General features: G+C 70.3%; 15 protein-coding genes. 2 read left to right on the plus strand and 13 right to left on the minus strand.

The genetic code is table 11. From position 1 onward, the window contains the following. Positions 1 to 6: 6 nt before the first annotated feature. From ABD927_RS04660 to ABD927_RS04700, 9 genes are read right to left on the minus strand one after another with little or no spacing between them, the layout of a single operon-like run. The gene (locus ABD927_RS04660; protein ID WP_345246814.1) at positions 7 to 990 is read right to left on the minus strand and encodes a Bug family tripartite tricarboxylate transporter substrate binding protein; all 984 of its coding nucleotides are present in this window, start codon (positions 988 to 990) and stop codon (positions 7 to 9) included. Positions 991 to 1,020: 30 nt separating this feature from the next. Then, positions 1,021 to 1,797: an SDR family oxidoreductase gene (locus ABD927_RS04665; protein ID WP_345246816.1), complete on the minus strand. Its 777-nt coding sequence runs from the start codon at positions 1,795 to 1,797 to the stop codon at positions 1,021 to 1,023. A 47-nt stretch (positions 1,798 to 1,844) separates the two neighbouring features. Next, the gene (locus ABD927_RS04670) at positions 1,845 to 2,825 is read right to left on the minus strand and encodes a Bug family tripartite tricarboxylate transporter substrate binding protein (protein ID WP_345246818.1); all 981 of its coding nucleotides are present in this window, start codon (positions 2,823 to 2,825) and stop codon (positions 1,845 to 1,847) included. Between the two features lie 25 nt (positions 2,826 to 2,850). Then, positions 2,851 to 4,329, minus strand: coding sequence for an aldehyde dehydrogenase (locus ABD927_RS04675; protein WP_345246820.1), 1,479 nt, complete (start codon positions 4,327 to 4,329; stop codon positions 2,851 to 2,853). Between the two features lie 3 nt (positions 4,330 to 4,332). Then, on the minus strand, positions 4,333 to 4,923 hold the full coding sequence (locus ABD927_RS04680) for a thiamine pyrophosphate-dependent enzyme (protein ID WP_345246822.1): 591 nt from the start codon (positions 4,921 to 4,923) through the stop codon (positions 4,333 to 4,335). An 8-nt stretch (positions 4,924 to 4,931) separates the two neighbouring features. Beyond that, entirely contained in the window at positions 4,932 to 5,483 is a 552-nt protein-coding gene (locus ABD927_RS04685; protein ID WP_345246824.1) for a phosphonopyruvate decarboxylase, read from the minus strand. A gap of 4 nt (positions 5,484 to 5,487) precedes the next feature. Next, a complete protein-coding gene (locus ABD927_RS04690) occupies positions 5,488 to 6,609 on the minus strand; it encodes a LacI family DNA-binding transcriptional regulator (RefSeq protein ID WP_345246826.1) in 1,122 nt (373 codons plus the stop codon). Then, a complete protein-coding gene (locus ABD927_RS04695; protein ID WP_345246828.1) occupies positions 6,606 to 7,823 on the minus strand; it encodes an iron-containing alcohol dehydrogenase in 1,218 nt (405 codons plus the stop codon). The genes ABD927_RS04690 and ABD927_RS04695 overlap by 4 nt, the downstream gene beginning before the upstream one ends. 16 nt (positions 7,824 to 7,839) lie before the next feature. Next, positions 7,840 to 9,261 carry an aldehyde dehydrogenase family protein gene (locus ABD927_RS04700; protein WP_345246830.1) on the minus strand — a complete coding sequence of 474 codons (1,422 nt, stop codon included), beginning with the start codon at positions 9,259 to 9,261 and terminating at the stop codon, positions 7,840 to 7,842. Positions 9,262 to 9,532: 271 nt separating this feature from the next. Here ABD927_RS04700 and ABD927_RS04705 point away from each other — a divergent pair, with 271 nt between their 5' ends. Further along, positions 9,533 to 10,051, plus strand: coding sequence for a carboxymuconolactone decarboxylase family protein (locus ABD927_RS04705; protein ID WP_345246832.1), 519 nt, complete (start codon positions 9,533 to 9,535; stop codon positions 10,049 to 10,051). A gap of 37 nt (positions 10,052 to 10,088) precedes the next feature. Here the strand turns inward: ABD927_RS04705 and ABD927_RS04710 are convergent, their stop codons facing one another. Together ABD927_RS04710 and ABD927_RS04715 are read right to left on the minus strand one after the other, a co-directional pair. Continuing rightward, positions 10,089 to 11,474, minus strand: a complete 1,386-nt coding sequence (locus ABD927_RS04710; protein WP_345246834.1) for an MFS transporter — start codon at positions 11,472 to 11,474, stop codon at positions 10,089 to 10,091. Continuing rightward, a complete protein-coding gene (locus ABD927_RS04715) occupies positions 11,464 to 12,060 on the minus strand; it encodes a PadR family transcriptional regulator (RefSeq protein WP_345246836.1) in 597 nt (198 codons plus the stop codon). Before ABD927_RS04715 ends, ABD927_RS04710 begins: the two co-directional genes overlap by 11 nt. A gap of 133 nt (positions 12,061 to 12,193) precedes the next feature. Between ABD927_RS04715 and ABD927_RS04720 the strand changes: the two genes are divergently transcribed. Next, on the plus strand, positions 12,194 to 12,631 hold the full coding sequence (locus ABD927_RS04720) for a PPC domain-containing DNA-binding protein (RefSeq protein WP_345246838.1): 438 nt from the start codon (positions 12,194 to 12,196) through the stop codon (positions 12,629 to 12,631). Here the strand turns inward: ABD927_RS04720 and ABD927_RS04725 are convergent. Further along, positions 12,615 to 13,775, minus strand: coding sequence for a PepSY-associated TM helix domain-containing protein (locus ABD927_RS04725; RefSeq protein WP_345246840.1), 1,161 nt, complete (start codon positions 13,773 to 13,775; stop codon positions 12,615 to 12,617). The genes ABD927_RS04720 and ABD927_RS04725 overlap by 17 nt on opposite strands. Next, entirely contained in the window at positions 13,775 to 16,201 is a 2,427-nt protein-coding gene (locus tag ABD927_RS04730; RefSeq protein ID WP_345246842.1) for a TonB-dependent siderophore receptor, read from the minus strand. Before ABD927_RS04730 ends, ABD927_RS04725 begins: the two co-directional genes overlap by 1 nt. Positions 16,202 to 16,205 lie beyond the last annotated feature (4 nt).

Raw genomic sequence — 16,205 nt, forward strand, 5'->3', positions numbered from 1 at the left:
GCGCTCTCAGTTCGGCGTCAGGCCGATATCCTGGACGATACTCGTCCAGCGCTTGAGTTCCGAGGCGGTGAACCGGGTGAACTCTTCGGCGCTGCCGCCGGCGGCCTCGATGCCCGCTTCGAGCAGGGTCTTCTTGACGTCGGGCTTGTTCAGGCTGGCGTTGATGATCTGGTTGAGCCGGGCGACGATCTCGGGCGGCGTGCCGCCCGGCATATAGACGCCGGCCCATTGGGTGGAGTCGTAGCCGGGCAGGAATTCGCCCACGGTCGGCACGTCGGGGATGGCGGGCGAGCGGTTGCGCGAAGTCAGCCCCAGCAGGCGCAGCTGGCCGGCCTTGACGTAGGACTGCACCTCCACCAGCGGCGAGCCGACCGTCAGGTCGATCTGCCCGCTGATGGTATCGACCACCGCCGGCGCGCCGCCCTTGTACGGCACGTGGGTCATGTTGCCGTGCGCCATCGAATTGAGCAGCGCGCCCGACAGGTGGGCGGTGGAGCCGATGCCGGCGCTGCCGTACTTGATGTCGCTGCCCGGCTTGCGGATCAGGTCGAGGAATTCCTTGACGTTGGCCACCGGCAGCTTCGGGTTGACCGCCAGCGCGCCGTAGAAGTAGCCCACGCGCGCCAGCGACTGCATCTTCAGCACGTCGTAGCTGAGCGATTTGTAGGTGCTGGGCGCGATCACGATCGAGGTCGACGCCACCATCAGCGTGTAGCCGTCGGGCTTGGCGCGGGCGACGAAGGCGGTGCCGATGTTGCCCGAAGCGCCAGCCTTGTTCTCCACCACCACGGTTTGCTTGAGCGCGTCGGACAGCTCGCGCGCCAGCAACCGGCCGATGAAGTCCATCGTGCCGCCCGGCGGATAGGGCACGACCATGGTGATGGGCTGCTGGCGCGGCCAGTCGGAGTCGGCATGGACGGCGGGCGCCGCGGCGGCGGCGATCAGCGCAACGGCGAGGGCCAGCGGGCGGGCCTGGAACATGGGGGTCATCAGAGTCTCCTTTCGGGTTTTGGTGGTGGTCTAGAAAACGCCGCGGTAGGCGCCGCCGTCGATCAGCAGGTTCTGGCCGGTGATGTAGCCGGCCTGCGCGCTGCACAGGTAGGCGCACAGGTCGCCGAATTCGGCCGGCTCGCCGAAGCGGCCGGCCGGAATGGCCCGGCGGCGTTCGGCCAGCAGGCTTTCGGCGTCGGTGCCGGCGTGGCGCGCCATGGCGGCCGCGCCGTCGCGCAGGCGCGCGGTCAGGAAGGCGCCGGGCAGCAGGTTGTTGATGGTCACGTTGCGGCCGGCATGCAGCCGCGCGATGCCGGCCACGAAGCCGGTCAGCCCCATGCGGGCGCCGTTGGACAGCCCCAGCGCGTCGGCCGGCGCCTTCAGCGCGCCCGAGGTGATGTTGACGATGCGGCCGAAGCCGGCCCGCGCCATGCCGTCGAGCACGGCCTTGATCAGCTCGATCGGCGCCAGCATGTTGGCGCCGAGCGCGCGCAGCCAGTCGGCCTCGTCCCAATCGCGGTAGCTGCCGGGCGGCGGGCCGCCGGCATTGGTGACCAGGATGTCGGGCCGCGGGCAGGCGCGCAGCGCGGCGGCGCGGCCCTCGGCCGTGGCGATGTCGGCCGCCACCGCATGGGCCTGCGCCCCGCGCGCCGACAGCCCCGCCACGGCCTCGGCCAGCGGCTGCGGCCGCCGCGCCACGAGGAACACGGCCGCCCCTTCGCGCGCCAGCGACGCCGCGCAAGCGTAGCCGAGCCCCTGGCTGGCGCCGCATACCAGCGCCCGCCGCCCTTCCAGATTCAGTTGCATATGGGTCTCCGAAGCACGGCGCCGGCGCGCCGGGCAATGGGTGCCGATCAGACCGGGTCGATGCCTGCCGCCTCGATGGCGTCCTTCCAGAGCCGGTCCTGTCCGGCCTGGAACGTGGCCAGTTCCGCGGGACTGGTCACGAAGCGCGCCGACCCCGACGAGCGGTAGAAGCCGTCTGCCTCGGGCGACGAGGTGGCCTCGACGAACAGCCTGTTCAAACGCGCGACGATGTCGGGCGGCGTGCCCCTGGGCACGTACAGCGCGTTGAACCACGGCATGGCCGAGTAATCGTTGCCGAGCACTTCGCGCACGGTCGGCACGTCGGGAACCTCGGGCACGCGCGCGTCGCCGGTCACGGCCAGCGCCTTCAGCGTGCCCTGGCGCACGTGGCCCAGGCCGGTGGCGGTGTCGGTGATCATCATGTCGATCTGGCCGCTCAGCAGGTCGGTAACCGCCAGCGAATTGCTCTTGTACGGCACGAACAGCAGTTTCACCCCGGCCTCGCGCTCGAACATGCTGGTGGCCACCTGGCTGGACGAACTGCCGCTGCCGTACGAGACCTGGCCGGGCCGCTCCCGGGCCCGCTTGACCAGGTCGGCCACCGATCCGATGCCGCTGCCGGGCCGCACCAGCAGCAGCTGGTCGCCGCGCGACACGGCGGTGACCGGGTCGAAGTCGCGCGCCGGATCGTAGGGCAGGCTCTTGAACAGGTAGCGGTTCGCCACCTGGGTGGTGTTGGTGCCCAGCAGCACCGTGTAGCCGTCGGCGCGCGAACGCGCCACGTAGGCGGCGCCGATGCCGCCGCCCGCCCCCACCTTGTTCTCCACCACCACCGTGACGCGGTGGGCGTCGGCGATGGCCTTGGCCAGCGCGCGGGCGAGCTGGTCGCCCGCGCCGCCGACGCCGAACGGCACCACCAGGTGGATGGGCTTGGACGGGAAGCTCGCCTGCGCCATGCCGCAGGCGGGCGCCAGGGCGAAAGAAAACGATATTGCGCCCAGCGCAATCCTCTGCTTGAACGTCGTCATTGCTGTCTCGCGATCATCATGTTTTTCAGCGCGTCACGAACGGGTTGCCGACCGCGGCGCCGACGTTGACCCACACGCTCTTGGTTTGCAGGTATTCGCGGATCATCTCCATGCCGTTCTCCCGGCCGATGCCGCTCTGCTTGTAGCCGCCGAACGGCGACATGTAGCTGGTGGCGCGGTAGGTATTGACCCAGACCGTGCCGGCCTGCAGGCGCGCGGGCATCGACAGCGCGCGCTCCAGGCTGGTGGTCCAGATGCCGGCGGCCAGGCCGAAGCGGGTGTCGTTGGCGATGCGCACCGCGTCGTCGTCATCGGTGAAGCGCAACACCGACAGCACCGGGCCGAACACCTCTTCCTGCGCGATCCGCATGCCGTTGTCGACGCCGGTGAAGATGGTGGGCTGCACGAACCAGCCCTTGCCGCAGGCGCCGCCCGCGGCCGGCCCGCCGCCCAGCGCCGCGTGCGCGCCGTCCTGGCGGGCCACGTCGAGATAGGCCAGCACCTTTTCGTACTGCGGCCGCGTGGCCACCGGGCCGACCTGGGTATCGGGCGCCATCGGATCGCCCAGCTTGGCCTGCCCGGCGAACGCCAGCAGGCGGCCGACGAACAGGTCGTAGATCGAGTCCTGCACCAGCAGCCGCGAACCGGCCAGGCAGGTCTGCCCCGAGGCCGCGAAAATGCCCGACACCACGCCGTACACCGCCGCCTGCAGGTCGGCATCGGCGAACACGATGTTGGGCGACTTGCCGCCCAGCTCCATCGTGACGCGCTTCATGCCGCCGGCCGCCTGGCGGTAGATCGCGCGGCCGGTGGCGTCCGACCCGGTGAAGGCGATCTTGGCGACCAGCGGGTGCTCCACCAGCGGCGTGCCGGCCTCGGGACCGAAGCCCGTCACGACGTTGACCACGCCGTCGGGAAAGCCGGCCTCTTTGAACAGGCGGGCAAACTCCAGCATCGATACCGAGGTGAATTCCGATGGCTTGACCACCGCCGTATTGCCGGCCGCCAGCGCGGGCGCCAGCTTCCATGCGGTCAGCAGCAGCGGGGAATTCCAGGGCGTGATGATGCCGACCACGCCCAGCGGTTCGTGCCGCGTGAAGTTCATATAGCCCGGCTTGTCGAGCGGGATCACCGCGCCCTCGATCTTGTCGGCCAGGCCGCCGTAGTAGTGGAACCAGCTCGGCAGGTAGCGCAGCTGCGCCAGCATCTCGGCATAGAGCTTGCCGTTGTCCTTGACCTCCAGCCGCGCCAGCCGGTCGGCGTCGCGCGCCACCAGGTCGCCCAGCCGGCGCAGCAGCTCGCCGCGGCGGCTGGCGGTCAGCCGCGACCATTCGCCGCCTGAGGCCTCGCGGTGGGCGGCCGCCACCGCCTGCTCGACGTCGGGCGCGGCGCAGCGCGGCACCAGCGCCCACGGCTCGGCCAGGTAGGGGTCGAAGGTTTCGAACCACTCGCCGCCGGCCGGGTCCACGAAGCTGCCGTCGATGTATGCCTGGTACTTTTGCACGGCCTACTCCATCGCCCGTTCGACGCCCAGCAGCGCGATCCGGAAACGGTTCTTCAAATGGGCGCCGTCGCGCGGCGATACGAAGGGCGGCAGCTTTTCCTCGTCGATCTTGATCGCGGCGAACAGCGGACCGCGCTGCGCATAGACCCGGTCCGCCAGCCCGCGCAGTTCGGCTTCGGTGCGCACCGTCATCGCCTGCGCGAAGCCCGCCTCGCGCGCCATGCCGGCCAGGTCCACGCCCAGCCCGGTATGGGCGCGCTGCATGCCGGTCTCGCCGTAGCGGCCGTTGTCCATCACCACCACCGACAGATTGGGCGGCCGGGTCACCGCGATGGTGGCCAGCGAGCCCAGCCCCATCAGCATTTCGCCGTCGCCGGTCACCACCAGCACGCTGCGGTCGGGTTGCGCGAGCGCCAGGCCCAGGCCGATGCAGGCCGCGCCGCCCATCGCGCCCCATACGGGGAAATTGGCGTGGCTGTCTTCCACCGAGGTCACGTCCCAGATGGGCGAACCCAGCCCGGCTACCACGAGCGCGTCGCCGCGGCCGGCCAGCAGTACGGAGGCGACCTCGCGCCGGTGCAGAATCTTTTCCATGTCGGGCCTCAGTGCTTGGTTTCGGTGAAGGTCTTGGCGCCGATCGCGCGCTGGCCGATCAGCAGCGCCACCATGCGCGAACTGCGGAAGGCCAGTTGCAGGCAGCCCTGGGCGGTCTCGACGATGTCGTCGGGCGTGTCGGCTCGCTTGACGGTGGCGCCCATCGCCTCCAGCACGGCCGGCGTGGCCGACGCCATCGGCACCTGCCACGGGTTGGCCTCGCCGAAGTCGCCGCGCATGGTCACCAGCATCAGCAGCGGCATCTGGCAGATGTTGGGCAGCGACAGCATGTTGATGCAGTTGCCGACCCCGCTGCTCTGCATCAGCAGCACGCCCCTGGCGCCGCCCAGGTGCGTGCCGGCCAGCAGCGCCACGCCCTCCTCTTCGGTGGTCAGCCGCACGATGCGGATGTCGGGATCGGCCTCGTACAGCCGGATCAGGCGCGAATGGCCGCCGTCGGGCACCCAGGCCACCTGGGTGATGCCGTTGTCCTTCAGCAGCCGGTACAGCCGGTCGGGCCAGTCCTGGGCGGCGGCCCCGTCGTCTCGTTCCTTGTTCATGGGTCTAGCGACCTCCTTGTTGTTCGTCCGGCCGCGCGGCCGGCGGGTTGGGCGCGATGCGCGCGCAGGACTCGCGCATCACGAATTCGGTGGGAATCTCCAGCCGCGTGCCGCTCAGCCGCTCGCCGTGCCCCAGGTTCTTCATCAGCAATTGCGCCGCCTCGCGTCCCAGCGCGTACGGGTCGTAGCGGATGGCGGAGATGGCCGGCGTGGCCAGCTGCGCCAGTTCGCTGTCGTTGGAAACCACCAGCGACAAGTCCCGCGGGATCACGCAGCGGCGGCTGCGCACCGCCGGCAGCACGCCGGCCAGCAGCCGCATGCCCAGCGCCAGGATGGCCGACGGCGGTTCGTCCAGGCCCAGCAGCAGCTGGGTTTCGCGAAAGCCGTAGGACTGGCTGAAGCTGTCGAGCCGCAGCAGGCGCTGGTCGATCGGCACGCCGCGGCTGGCGTGCGCGTCGCGGTAGGCCTGCAGCCGGCTGCGCCCGACCCAGGTCCGGCGGCCGCCGCTGATCAGGCCGATGCGGCGGTGGCCGAGGTCGAGCAGGTATTCGGCGGCGTGCAGCGTGCCGCGATAGTGGTCGGCGCAGACCCGGGCGTCGGCGTTGTCGTGGGCGCGCTCGATCATGACCTTCGGAAAGTCGACGCGGGCCAGCGCGCGCGCCACCTGCGGATGGCTTTCGTCTTCGATCGAGAACAGCAGTCCCTCCACGTTCCAGCGCGAGAAGCGGTCGATCAGCGCCTGTTCGCGCTCGGGCCGGCCGTCGCTGCTGGCCACGATCAGCATGTAGCCGTGCTCGGACAGCAGGTCCTCGGCGCCCTTCACCATTTCGGCATACAGCGGGTTGCGGATATCGGCGAAGATGAAGCCGATGGTGCGCGAACGCACGCCGCGCATGCTTTGCGCCGCCATGCTGGGCTGCCAGCCGAGGCGCAGGATGGCGGCCTCGACTTTTTCGCGGATGTCGGCGGTCACGCTGCTTTCCTGGCGGATCACGCGCGATACGGTGCCGATCGATACGCCGGCCTCGCGGGCCACGTCTTTCACGGTGGCGCGCCGGCGGGTCGGCGCTTCGCCGGCGGCCGTCGTCGTGTCCGCGGCCACGCCCGTTGCGGTGCCGGTCGTCATGTCGTCCGCCGCGATGCCGCGCGCCATGCCCGCAAGCGCGTCCCTTCGTGGGCGCGGCGGAACAGGTCGAGGAAATCCTGGCGCGTGGTCTGCCTCGGGTTCCAGCGCTCGTAGCCGGCGCGCACGCAGTCGTCGGCCATCTCGCCGAAGGCGGCCGGGTCCACGCCGGCCTGCGCCAGGCTGGCCGGGATGCCGAGGTCGTCGCACAGGTCTTCGATGGCCTCCACCGCCGAACGCGCGGCCTCGAGCAGGGTCATGCCGGCGGTATCGACGCCCATGGCCTGCGCCACGCGCGCGAACTTGGCCGGATCGGCCGCCAGGTTGAAGCAGGCCACGTAAGGCAGGCACAGCGCGTTCGACAGGCCATGGCTGAAATGGAAGCGCGCGCCGAGGAAACGCGCCATGCAATGCACATTGCCCAGCCCCGTCTGGCCGAAGGCCATGCCGGCCAGCGCCGAGCCGCACAGCATCGCCAGCGCGGCGGCGCCGTTGCCGCGATGCGCGGCCAGCTGGCGGATGTTGCCGGCGATCAGTTCGATCGCGCGCAGGTTCAATGCGTCGGTGAAGGGATTGGCCTGGCGCGAGATGAAGGACTCGAAGGCATGCACGAAGGCGTCCACGCCAGCATGCACCGCCACGTGTGCCGGCGCGGTAGCCAGCGCGGCCGGGTCGAGGATGGCATAGCGCGCCGGGTTCAGCGCCGCGTGCCGGATCGACATCTTGCGCAGGCCGTCGGCGCTGGAGATGACGCAGGAGCCGGATACTTCCGAGCCGGTGCCGGCGGTGGCCGGGATCGCCGCCAGCGGCAGCGGCGGCAGCTTGAATTTTTCGATGCCTTCGTAATCTTCGATGCGGCCGCCGTTGGCGGCCAGGATGCCGACCGCCTTGGCGACGTCGATCGTGCTGCCGCCGCCCACGGCGATCGTGAGCGTGGCGCCGCAGGCCTGCTGCGCGCCGAACGCGCGGTGCACGATGTCGACGTCGGGTTCGGGACGGATCTCGCTGAAGACCGTGGCTTCGGCGCCGGCGGCGGCGATGGCGGCCGACACGGCACGGAAGAATGCGCCGTCGAGCAGCGCGCCGTCGGCCACCACGAAGGCGCGCCGCACGCCGTGCTCGGCCAGGATGCCGGACAGCGCCCGGTACGCGCCCTCGCCCGCGAAAATGCGCGTGGGGCAGAAATGGCTGGCAATGCCAGCAGGCAGGGAAATCATCGCGGTTTCTCGGAGATCAGGGGTTGAAGACCACCAGCCGTTCCTCGGTCATCTCGCGCATCGCGTGCCATGGCCCTTCCTTGCCGAAGCCGCTGTCCTTGACCCCGCCGAAAGGCATCACGTCGGCCCGCGCGCTGGAGGACTCGTTCAGCTGCACCGTGCCGAAGCGCAAGTGGCGGGCGGCATACAGGCACTCGCGCACATCGGTGGTGAACACGCCGGCCGACAGGCCGTACGGCGTGGCATTGGCATCGCCTATCGCCTCTTCCAGCGTGTCGAAGGGGCGCAACGCCACGATCGGCGCGAACGCCTCCTGGCACCAGGTCTTCGCCTGCGCGGGCACGTCGGTAAGCACCGTGGGCGGCACCACGGCGCCGTCGCGCCGGCCGCCGCACAGCACCCGGGCGCCGCCCGCGGCGGCCTCGGCGACCCACTGCTCGGCCCGCACCGCGGCGGCCTCGGAGATCAGCGGCCCGACCGTGACGGCCGGATCGCGCGGGTCCCCCGCCCGCATCCGTTCCGCCCGCGCGGCCAGCCGCGCCGCGAAGTCGGCCGCCACCGAGCGGTGCACATACAGGCGCTGCACCGAGGTGCAGACCTGCCCCGCCTTGCGGAACGACGCATTGGCGATGCGCTCGGCCGCGCGGTCGAGATCGGCGGTCGCGCACACCAGCGTGCTGGCGATGCTGCCCAGCTCCATCTGCGTGCGGCGCAGGCCGGCCGCCTGCTGGATGATGCGGCCCACCCGCGTGCTGCCGGTGAAGGTGTAGAACGCGATATCGTTCTCTTCCAGCAGCCAGCGGCCGACGGTATCGCCGTCGCCCTGCACGATGGCCAGGAAATCCGGCGGCATGCCCGCTTCCAGCAGTACTTCACCCAGCAAGGCCGCGGTCAGCGGCGTGAAGGCCGACGGCTTGAGCACCACCGCGTTGCCGGCCGCATAGGCCGGCGCGATCTTGTGCAGCACCGTGTTCAGCGGCGCGTTGAACGGCGTGATCGCACATACCACGCCAACCGGGAAGCGCAGCGTGAAGCCGATCCGTTCGTGCGAGCCGGGGCTGGCCGCGAACGGCACCACGTCGCCGGTCAGGCGCGTGGCCTCGTCGGCGCACAGGCCAAGCGTGACGATCGCGCGGTCGATCTCGCCATGGGCGTCGGCGCGCGTGAAGCCGGCCTCGGTTGCCATGAGGTCGACGAAGGCCTGGCGGCGCCCTGCCACGCCCCGCGCGGCGTCGCGCAGCACGCGGGCGCGCTCCACCGGCGGCGGCGGGCCCGCATCGGCGGCTCGCCGAGCCAGCGCAACGGCCTGGGCCACCTGGGTGCGGCTGGCCGATGCCACCCGGCATGCCTCGCGGCGGGAGAATTTGTCGAGCACGGGGAAGCTGTCGGCGCAACCCAGCCACTGGCCGCCGATCAGGCATTGCAGGGGAGATTTCATTGGCTTTGGTTGAAACGTTATCTTTCGCTGAAAATGAATTTGCGCATTACGCATCAATTTTTCAGCGATTTTGCGTTTCAACGGGCAAGCCGACTACTGGGAGAAACTAGCGTAGCATTTGCTACCTTTCGCCCGAGTGAAAACGTTATTGCACCGCCGCAGCTTCCGATCACGGCCGTCATCGGGCAAACCCCGCGCTCCGGAGGGCCGGCGCTGGTGCACAATCCAGGACAATCCTGGCCGACCCACTACCTCACCGGAGTCCCTCCATATGCGAATCGAACCCGTCGTCCCCGGCACCCGCCCCGAACTCGCGCAGCTCGAAAGCCAGATCCAGGCCGCCCGCGGCCGCATCTCGCTGCTTTACCAGGTGCTGCTCAACAGCCCGCCCGTCGCATCGGGCTGGGAGCAGATGATGTCGGCCATCCGCAACCACAACAGCCTGTCGCCCAAGCTGCGCGAATTGCTGATCCTGCGCGTGGCCGTGCTCAACCATGCCCGGTACGAATTCGACGCGCACGTACCGCACGCCGCCGCGGCCGGCGCCGCGCCGGAGATCATCGAAGCGATGCGCGCGCCGGACCCGGCCGCCGATCCCCGCTTCTCTCCCGCGGAAGCGGCCGCGCTGGCCTACGCGGACACCATGACCCGCGACATCGAAGTGCCGGACGACATCTTCGAACGGGTGGCCGCGCACTACCAGGGACAGCAGTTGCTCGACCTGACCGCCACCATCGCGTCCTACAACATGGTGTCGCGTTTCCTGAACGCGCTGCGCATCGGGCACTAGCGCGTGGGCCCTGGCGCACGGGATGCATCCCGGAAGGCTAGGCCCGGCGCGCCGACAGGCTGATCGCCAGCGCCGCCAGGCTCAATAGGGCAAGCGCGACGAAAACCGCCGTCATGACGGGCAGGAAGGCGAGCGGATCGGCGCTGACCGGCGCGCTGCCGATCCCGAGCGAGATCGCAATCGCCGTAATGATCATGCCGCTCAACATGCCGAGCATGCGCGCCTTGGCGGCGAAGGACGAAGCCGTGCTCGCGCGGTCGCGGGGCACGCTGCCCATGATCATCGTCATGTTGGGGGACGAGAAGAGCGCGAAGCCGAGACCCTGCACCGCAAGCATCACGCCGACCGCGACGAGCGAGGAGTCGGCGTCGAACGAAATCGCCAGGAGCGCCGAGACGAGCACCACGCCGACACCGCAGGCCGCCACCGCTCGCGGCGGATAACGATCGGCAAGCGCCCCGGCGAAAGGCGCAACGGCCGCCATGAGCACGGAGCCGAGCGCGAGCACCTGGCCCGACACCTTGGCGGCGTTGCCGAGCGTGACCTGCATGTAAATCGCCAGCATGAAACTGGAGGAGAACGCGTTGCAGTAGAGCAGCCACTGCACGAGCAGCGCGCGGCGCAGCTGAGCATTCGAGGCAAGCAGGCCGACGTCGAGCAGCGGCTGCGCGAGCCGCCGCTGGAGCAGCACGAACACGAACGCGGTCGCGAGCCCTGCGGCGATCAGCGCATAACCGAGCGCCGGCGTGCGCAGATTGGATGGACCGAGCGTGAGCAGCAGCGTCGCCGCGACCACGAGCGCGCAGCTGGGCAAATGCACGGCGCGCGCCCCGGGTGCGCGCCAGCCTCGCGGCAACACGATTCGCGCGAGCCCATACGCGGCCAGCACCACCGCCGCGTCGGCGACGAATACCGCACGCCAGCCGAAGGCATCGATAAGAAAGCCGGCACACACCGGGCCAAGCGTGAGCCCGGCGTAGATAGCGCCGACCACGGTGCCGAGCGCGCGGCCGCGCCGTTCGGGCGCCACCGCGCCCACGATGAGCGCCGGGCCGGCGACCGCGACGAATGCCGCCGCGGCGCCCTGCATGAAGCGCAGCGAGAGCAACACCGGCACCGATGTCGAGAACGAAACAAGCAAAGTGAGCAGCGCGAAGCCAAGCAGGCCGAACTTGTAGAGCGATGCCTTGCTGCCGGCATCCGCCAGCCGGCCCGCGGGCAGCAGCACGGCGACGTTGCCGGCAAGATAGAGTGTCTCGACCAGGCTCAGGGTATTGGCCCCGGCGTGGAGATCGGCGCCGATCGGCGGCAGGGCCACGGCCACCGCCGACACCATGAAGGGCACCGTGAACTGCGACGCGGCAATGCTTGGTACGAGCAGCGGATGCGCGCCAGGCGAGGCCGCGCTTGGTTCATTGGCCAAGGATGTCCTCCGCGGCGCGTTTCAGGATGGCGGCGATGCGCCGCGCTTCTTCGGGCGCGCAGTGGCGCTTGGCTGCCAGGGCCTGCTTGAGCGCCTTGCGCGCGCCGTGCACGTCGGGCGCTTCGCCGGCGTCGTCCATGCCGGCGAAGGCTTCGCGCACTTGCTCCATCCGCCCGCCGATGCGTTGCAACGCGTCCAGTATGGCATCGGCGCTGCCGCGGTTGGCTTCCAGGTGCTGGCGGCCGGCGTCGGTGATGCTGTAGAGCTTGCGGTTGCCGGCCGGTTCGATGCTGGCATGGCCGATCTCGTCCAGATAGGTCAGGGCCGGGTAGATCACGCCCGGGCTGGGCGTGTAGAAACCGCCAGAGCGCTGCTCGATGTCGCGGATCAATTCGTAGCCGTGCGCCGGGCGTTGTTCCAGCAGCGCCAGCAGCAACAGCTGCAGATCGGACGCCGAGAGCCGCCGGCCGCCCGGCATGCCACCCTCGCTGAACCCCCAGAAGCCGCCGTGCTGCCCCCAGTGCTTGAAGCCGCCGCGTCGTCCCATGGCGTGGGCGTGCGCGCGGGTGGGATGGAAGAAGAACATGATGCATCCTTATTTCATAAAATATATCTTACGATATATCTTAAAGAACAGGCACGCAAGTGTTTTCTCTGCCCGCGCGGGCATCCGACTTGCTGGCCCCGCTTCGACCGCGCCGAACCACAAGGAAACGTCCATGCGAACCAAGCTCCTCAACGACGATGCCGAACGTACCTTCGCCGTCATCCTCGAAACCGGCGACGAAGCCGTGTCGTCGCTGGAAACCTTCGCCCGCGAGAACGCCATCACCGCGGCCCGCTTCACCGCGATCGGCGCCTTTCGCCGGGCCACGCTCGGCTACTTCGACTGGCAGTCCAAGGAATACGAGCGCATCGAACTCGACGAGCAGGCCGAGGTGCTGTCGCTGGTGGGCGACATCGCCCTGCAGGACGGCCGCGCCAAGCTGCACGCGCACGCCGTGCTGGGCCGGCGCGACGGCGGCACGCGCGGCGGGCACCTGCTGGAGGCCATCGTGCGGCCCACCCTGGAAGTGCTGCTGACCGACTCGCCCGCCTATCTGAAACGGGAATTCGACCCCGAGGCAGGCCTGCCGCTGATCAAGCTGCGCGGCTGAGTCGCGTGCGCGCGGCGCGCCGCCGCGCGGCCCACAGGTACAGCCCGCTGGCCAGCACCGCGATGGTCGCGGTGTCGAGCGCGGCCCAGACCAGCTTGAGCGGCATGCCGCCGAAATCGCCGAAGTGCAGCGGCCGCGACAACTGCGCCAGCCGCAGATAGGCCGGCATCTGCGCCACGGCGGCCAGTTCGCCGCTGCGGGCGTCGACCAGCGCGGCGGTGAACAGGCGCGAGGTGAGCGGCGAATTGCCGTTGGACCAGATCAGGTAGTGGCGCGGGTTGGAGAACGACGCGCTGGGAAAGATGATGCTGGTCACGTTGCGGTCGGGCAGCGCGCGGCCGACGGCACGGTAGGCGGCATCGGCCGAAGCGGGCGCGGCCTCGACCGGCCGGCCGCGCGTGCCGCCCAACAGCACACTCATCTCGCCCGCGCGCCACCATGCCGACAATGGCAGCGAAATCGCGTTGAGGATGCCGGTGGCGCCGATCAGGGTCATCCATGCAAGCACGCAGATACCCACCAGGTTGTGCAGGTCGAGCCATCTCGTGCGGGGCGAACGGCGCCGCACCGTGCCGAAGCCCAGGCCACGGGTGAACGGGCCGTAGAGGGCCACGCCCGAGGCCAGCGACATGAGGAAGGCCAGGCCCGTGGCCGCCAGCACCCATTGGCCGCGCTGGCCGGCGAACAGATCGGTGTGCAGGCGCCGGGCCGCGGCCATGAAGGTCATGGGCTGCCGGCCGGCGGGCGGTTCGTCGGCCAGCAGCGCGGCCGAACGGGCGTCGAACACGGCCTCGTGGTCGCGGCTGCGGTCGGGCACATCGGCCGGCGCCATCACTACCTTCACCGCGGCCTCGTCGTCGTCGATGAAAACGAAGCGCACCGCCTCGCCCGGATGGCGGGCGCGGGCCGCGGCCACCATGCCGTCGATATCGGCAAGCGGCTCGCCGGCGGCGCGCGCCGTGCGCGGCGGGCCGTCCGCCTGCAGCGCCTCGATCTCGTCGGCGAAGATCAGCGGCAGCCCGGTCGCGCACAGGATCAGCAGCAGCGCGGTGCACCACAGGCTGCTCCAGGTGTGCAGCGCGCGCCAGCGCCGCAGCGCGGTCGTGGAAACCGGGCGGCCGCGAACCGGTGCGGCGGCGCCCATCAGAAGTCGAGCGTCATCGATACCAGGAAGGTGCGCGGCGCGCCGCGCGCCAGGCCGAAGGAGCTCGACGCCGCCGCCCAGTAGTCGCGGTCGAACACGTTCTCGACCCCGGCGCGCAGCACGGCCGCGCGCCCTGCCATCCGGGTGCGGTAGCGCAGCCCCAGGTCGACGCGCGTCCACGACGGAATGCTTTGCGAATTCGCCACGTTGTAGTACTGGGACGAGGTGTAGATCACGCGCCCGGTCAACGTCAGCCCGGGCAGGAAGGCGGCGTCCCATTCTCCGGCCAGGTTCAGCTGGGTGGCGGGCACGCCGATGGCCTTGTTGCCGTCGTACGTGCCGCCGGCCGTTTTGGTCAGCACGCCATCCATCAAGGCGGCGCCGCCCAGCAGCCGCACGCCGTGCAGCGGCTCGCCGAACACGTTGAGTTCGATGCCGCGGTTGCGCTGTTCGCCGTCGACGCCGAACAGCTGGGTGGCCGGATCGGTGGCGCCGCTGGGCTGGCTGATCTGGAACGCCGCGAGGGTGGCGGCGAAGCGGCCGAAGTCGTGCTTGGCGCCCACTTCGTACTGCTTGGAGCGGATCGGCGCGAACATGAAGCCCTGGTTGGCGCTGCCGGCCGGCGCGGTCGGCCCCTGGCTCAGGCCTTCGATGTAGTTGGCATAGAAGGAGGTGTCGCGCCACGGACGCAGTACCAGCCCGGCGCCGGGGCTGAGCCGGTCTTCGTTGTAGCCGGGGCCCGAGCGCGCGCCGGTGGCGGCCGCGAAGTTCTGCGCCTTCACGTTCTGCTTTCTGACGCCCACCGTGAGCTGCACGCGGTCGTCCAGGAACGACGCGGTATCCGCCAGCGCCACGCTGGTGAGGTCGGATACGCTGGTCTTCGGCGCCGAGCTGCCGTAGGCCGACAGATCGGGCTGCGCCACCGGGGCCGGCCGGTACAGGTTCGAGGTATAGGTCGCCACCACCGGCGCCAGCACGCCGGATTCGGTATGCAGCGCGTCCACCGCCAGGTTCAGTTCGTGCCGCACGGCGCCGGTGGCGAACCGGCCGCGCAGCCCCGCCTGCCCCGTGCGCGTGTCGGAATACGTGGGCTGGTAGTACTGGTTGGCGCGGAAATCGCCCTGCGCGTTCTGCAGGTAGATGAAGTTGTAGAGGCCGAGGAAATCGTTGCTGCGCGCGCCCGCCGCGGCGTAGGCCGTCCAGTCGGGCGCGAGGTCGAACTCGCCGCGTACCATGCCGAAGCGGTCGTCGGATTTCGCGAAGTACCAGTCCTGGCCGAGGTTGAGCGTGTTCTTGGGCGCCGCCGGGATCTGGAAGTTGGCGTTGTCGGTGTAGACGATGCGGGTCGGCACGTCGGTGCGCATGTGGTGGTAGCCGAAGTCGGCCGACAGCCGCACGCGGTCGCCGCGGTAGTCGATGCCGATGGCGGCCGCGCCCGCCTGCTGCGACTGCTGGTCGACGCCGGTGCGGCCGTCGCGGTAGGCGCCGTTGACGCGGATGCCCCAGCGCTTGTCCTCGCCGAAGCGCCGGCCGAGGTCCAGGTGGCCGCCGAACTGCGCGTCGGAGTAGTAGCTGGCGGTGACGCGGGTGATGGGCGTGTCGGTGGCGCGCTTGGTGACGAGGTTGATGCTGCCGCCGATGCCGCCGGTCGGCGCCATGCCGCCGAGCAGCGCGCCCGGGCCCTTCAGGATTTCCACCCGCTCGAAGAACTCCAGGCCGCCGGTCATCTGCGGCGGCACGATGCCGTACAGGCCGTTGACCGCCATGTCCTGCGTCTGCGTGGGAAAGCCGCGGATGGTGAACTGGCTGATGTAGCTGCCGTCGGGCCAGATGGTGCGCACCGAGGGGTCGTTCTTCACCACGTCGCCCACGCTGCGCGCCTGCTGGTCCTGGATGACCTCGGCCGTATAGCTCGTCATGCTGAACGGCGAATCCATGAAATCGCGGTTGCCGAGCAGGCCGGCGCGGCCGCCGCGCGCCACCTGGCCGCCGGCATAGGGGGCCGGCAAGGCGTCGGCCGGCGGCTCGGCGCTGGCCGTTACCCGCACCGGCGCCAGCGTGCGCGGCGCCGACAGCTCGGGCACGCGGCGCAGCGTGTAGCCGCCGTTGGCCTGGCGCTCGGCCGCGAGCCCCGTGCCCGACAGCAGCCGCTCCAGCGCCTGCGGCACGGTGAAGCGGCCGCCCAGCCCGGGGCTGGCCAGTCCGCCGGTCAGGTCGGTGGAGAACGACAACATGATGCCGGCCTCGCGCCCGAAACGGTTGAGGGCTTCGGTCAGCGGGCCGGGCGGGATGGTGTAGGCGCGGGCCGCCTCGGCCTGTTGCGCGTGGGCGGCCGGAACCGCCGCAGTCCATGCGGCGAACACGGCGGCGGCGCGGCGCGCGGGGCGCAGGCGGGACGGTGACGATGGCTGGTCCGTTCGACCCATGATG

Origin of the sequence: Pigmentiphaga soli (assembly GCF_039541095.1) — a bacterium.
Lineage (GTDB): Bacteria > Pseudomonadota > Gammaproteobacteria > Burkholderiales > Burkholderiaceae_B > Pigmentiphaga > Pigmentiphaga soli.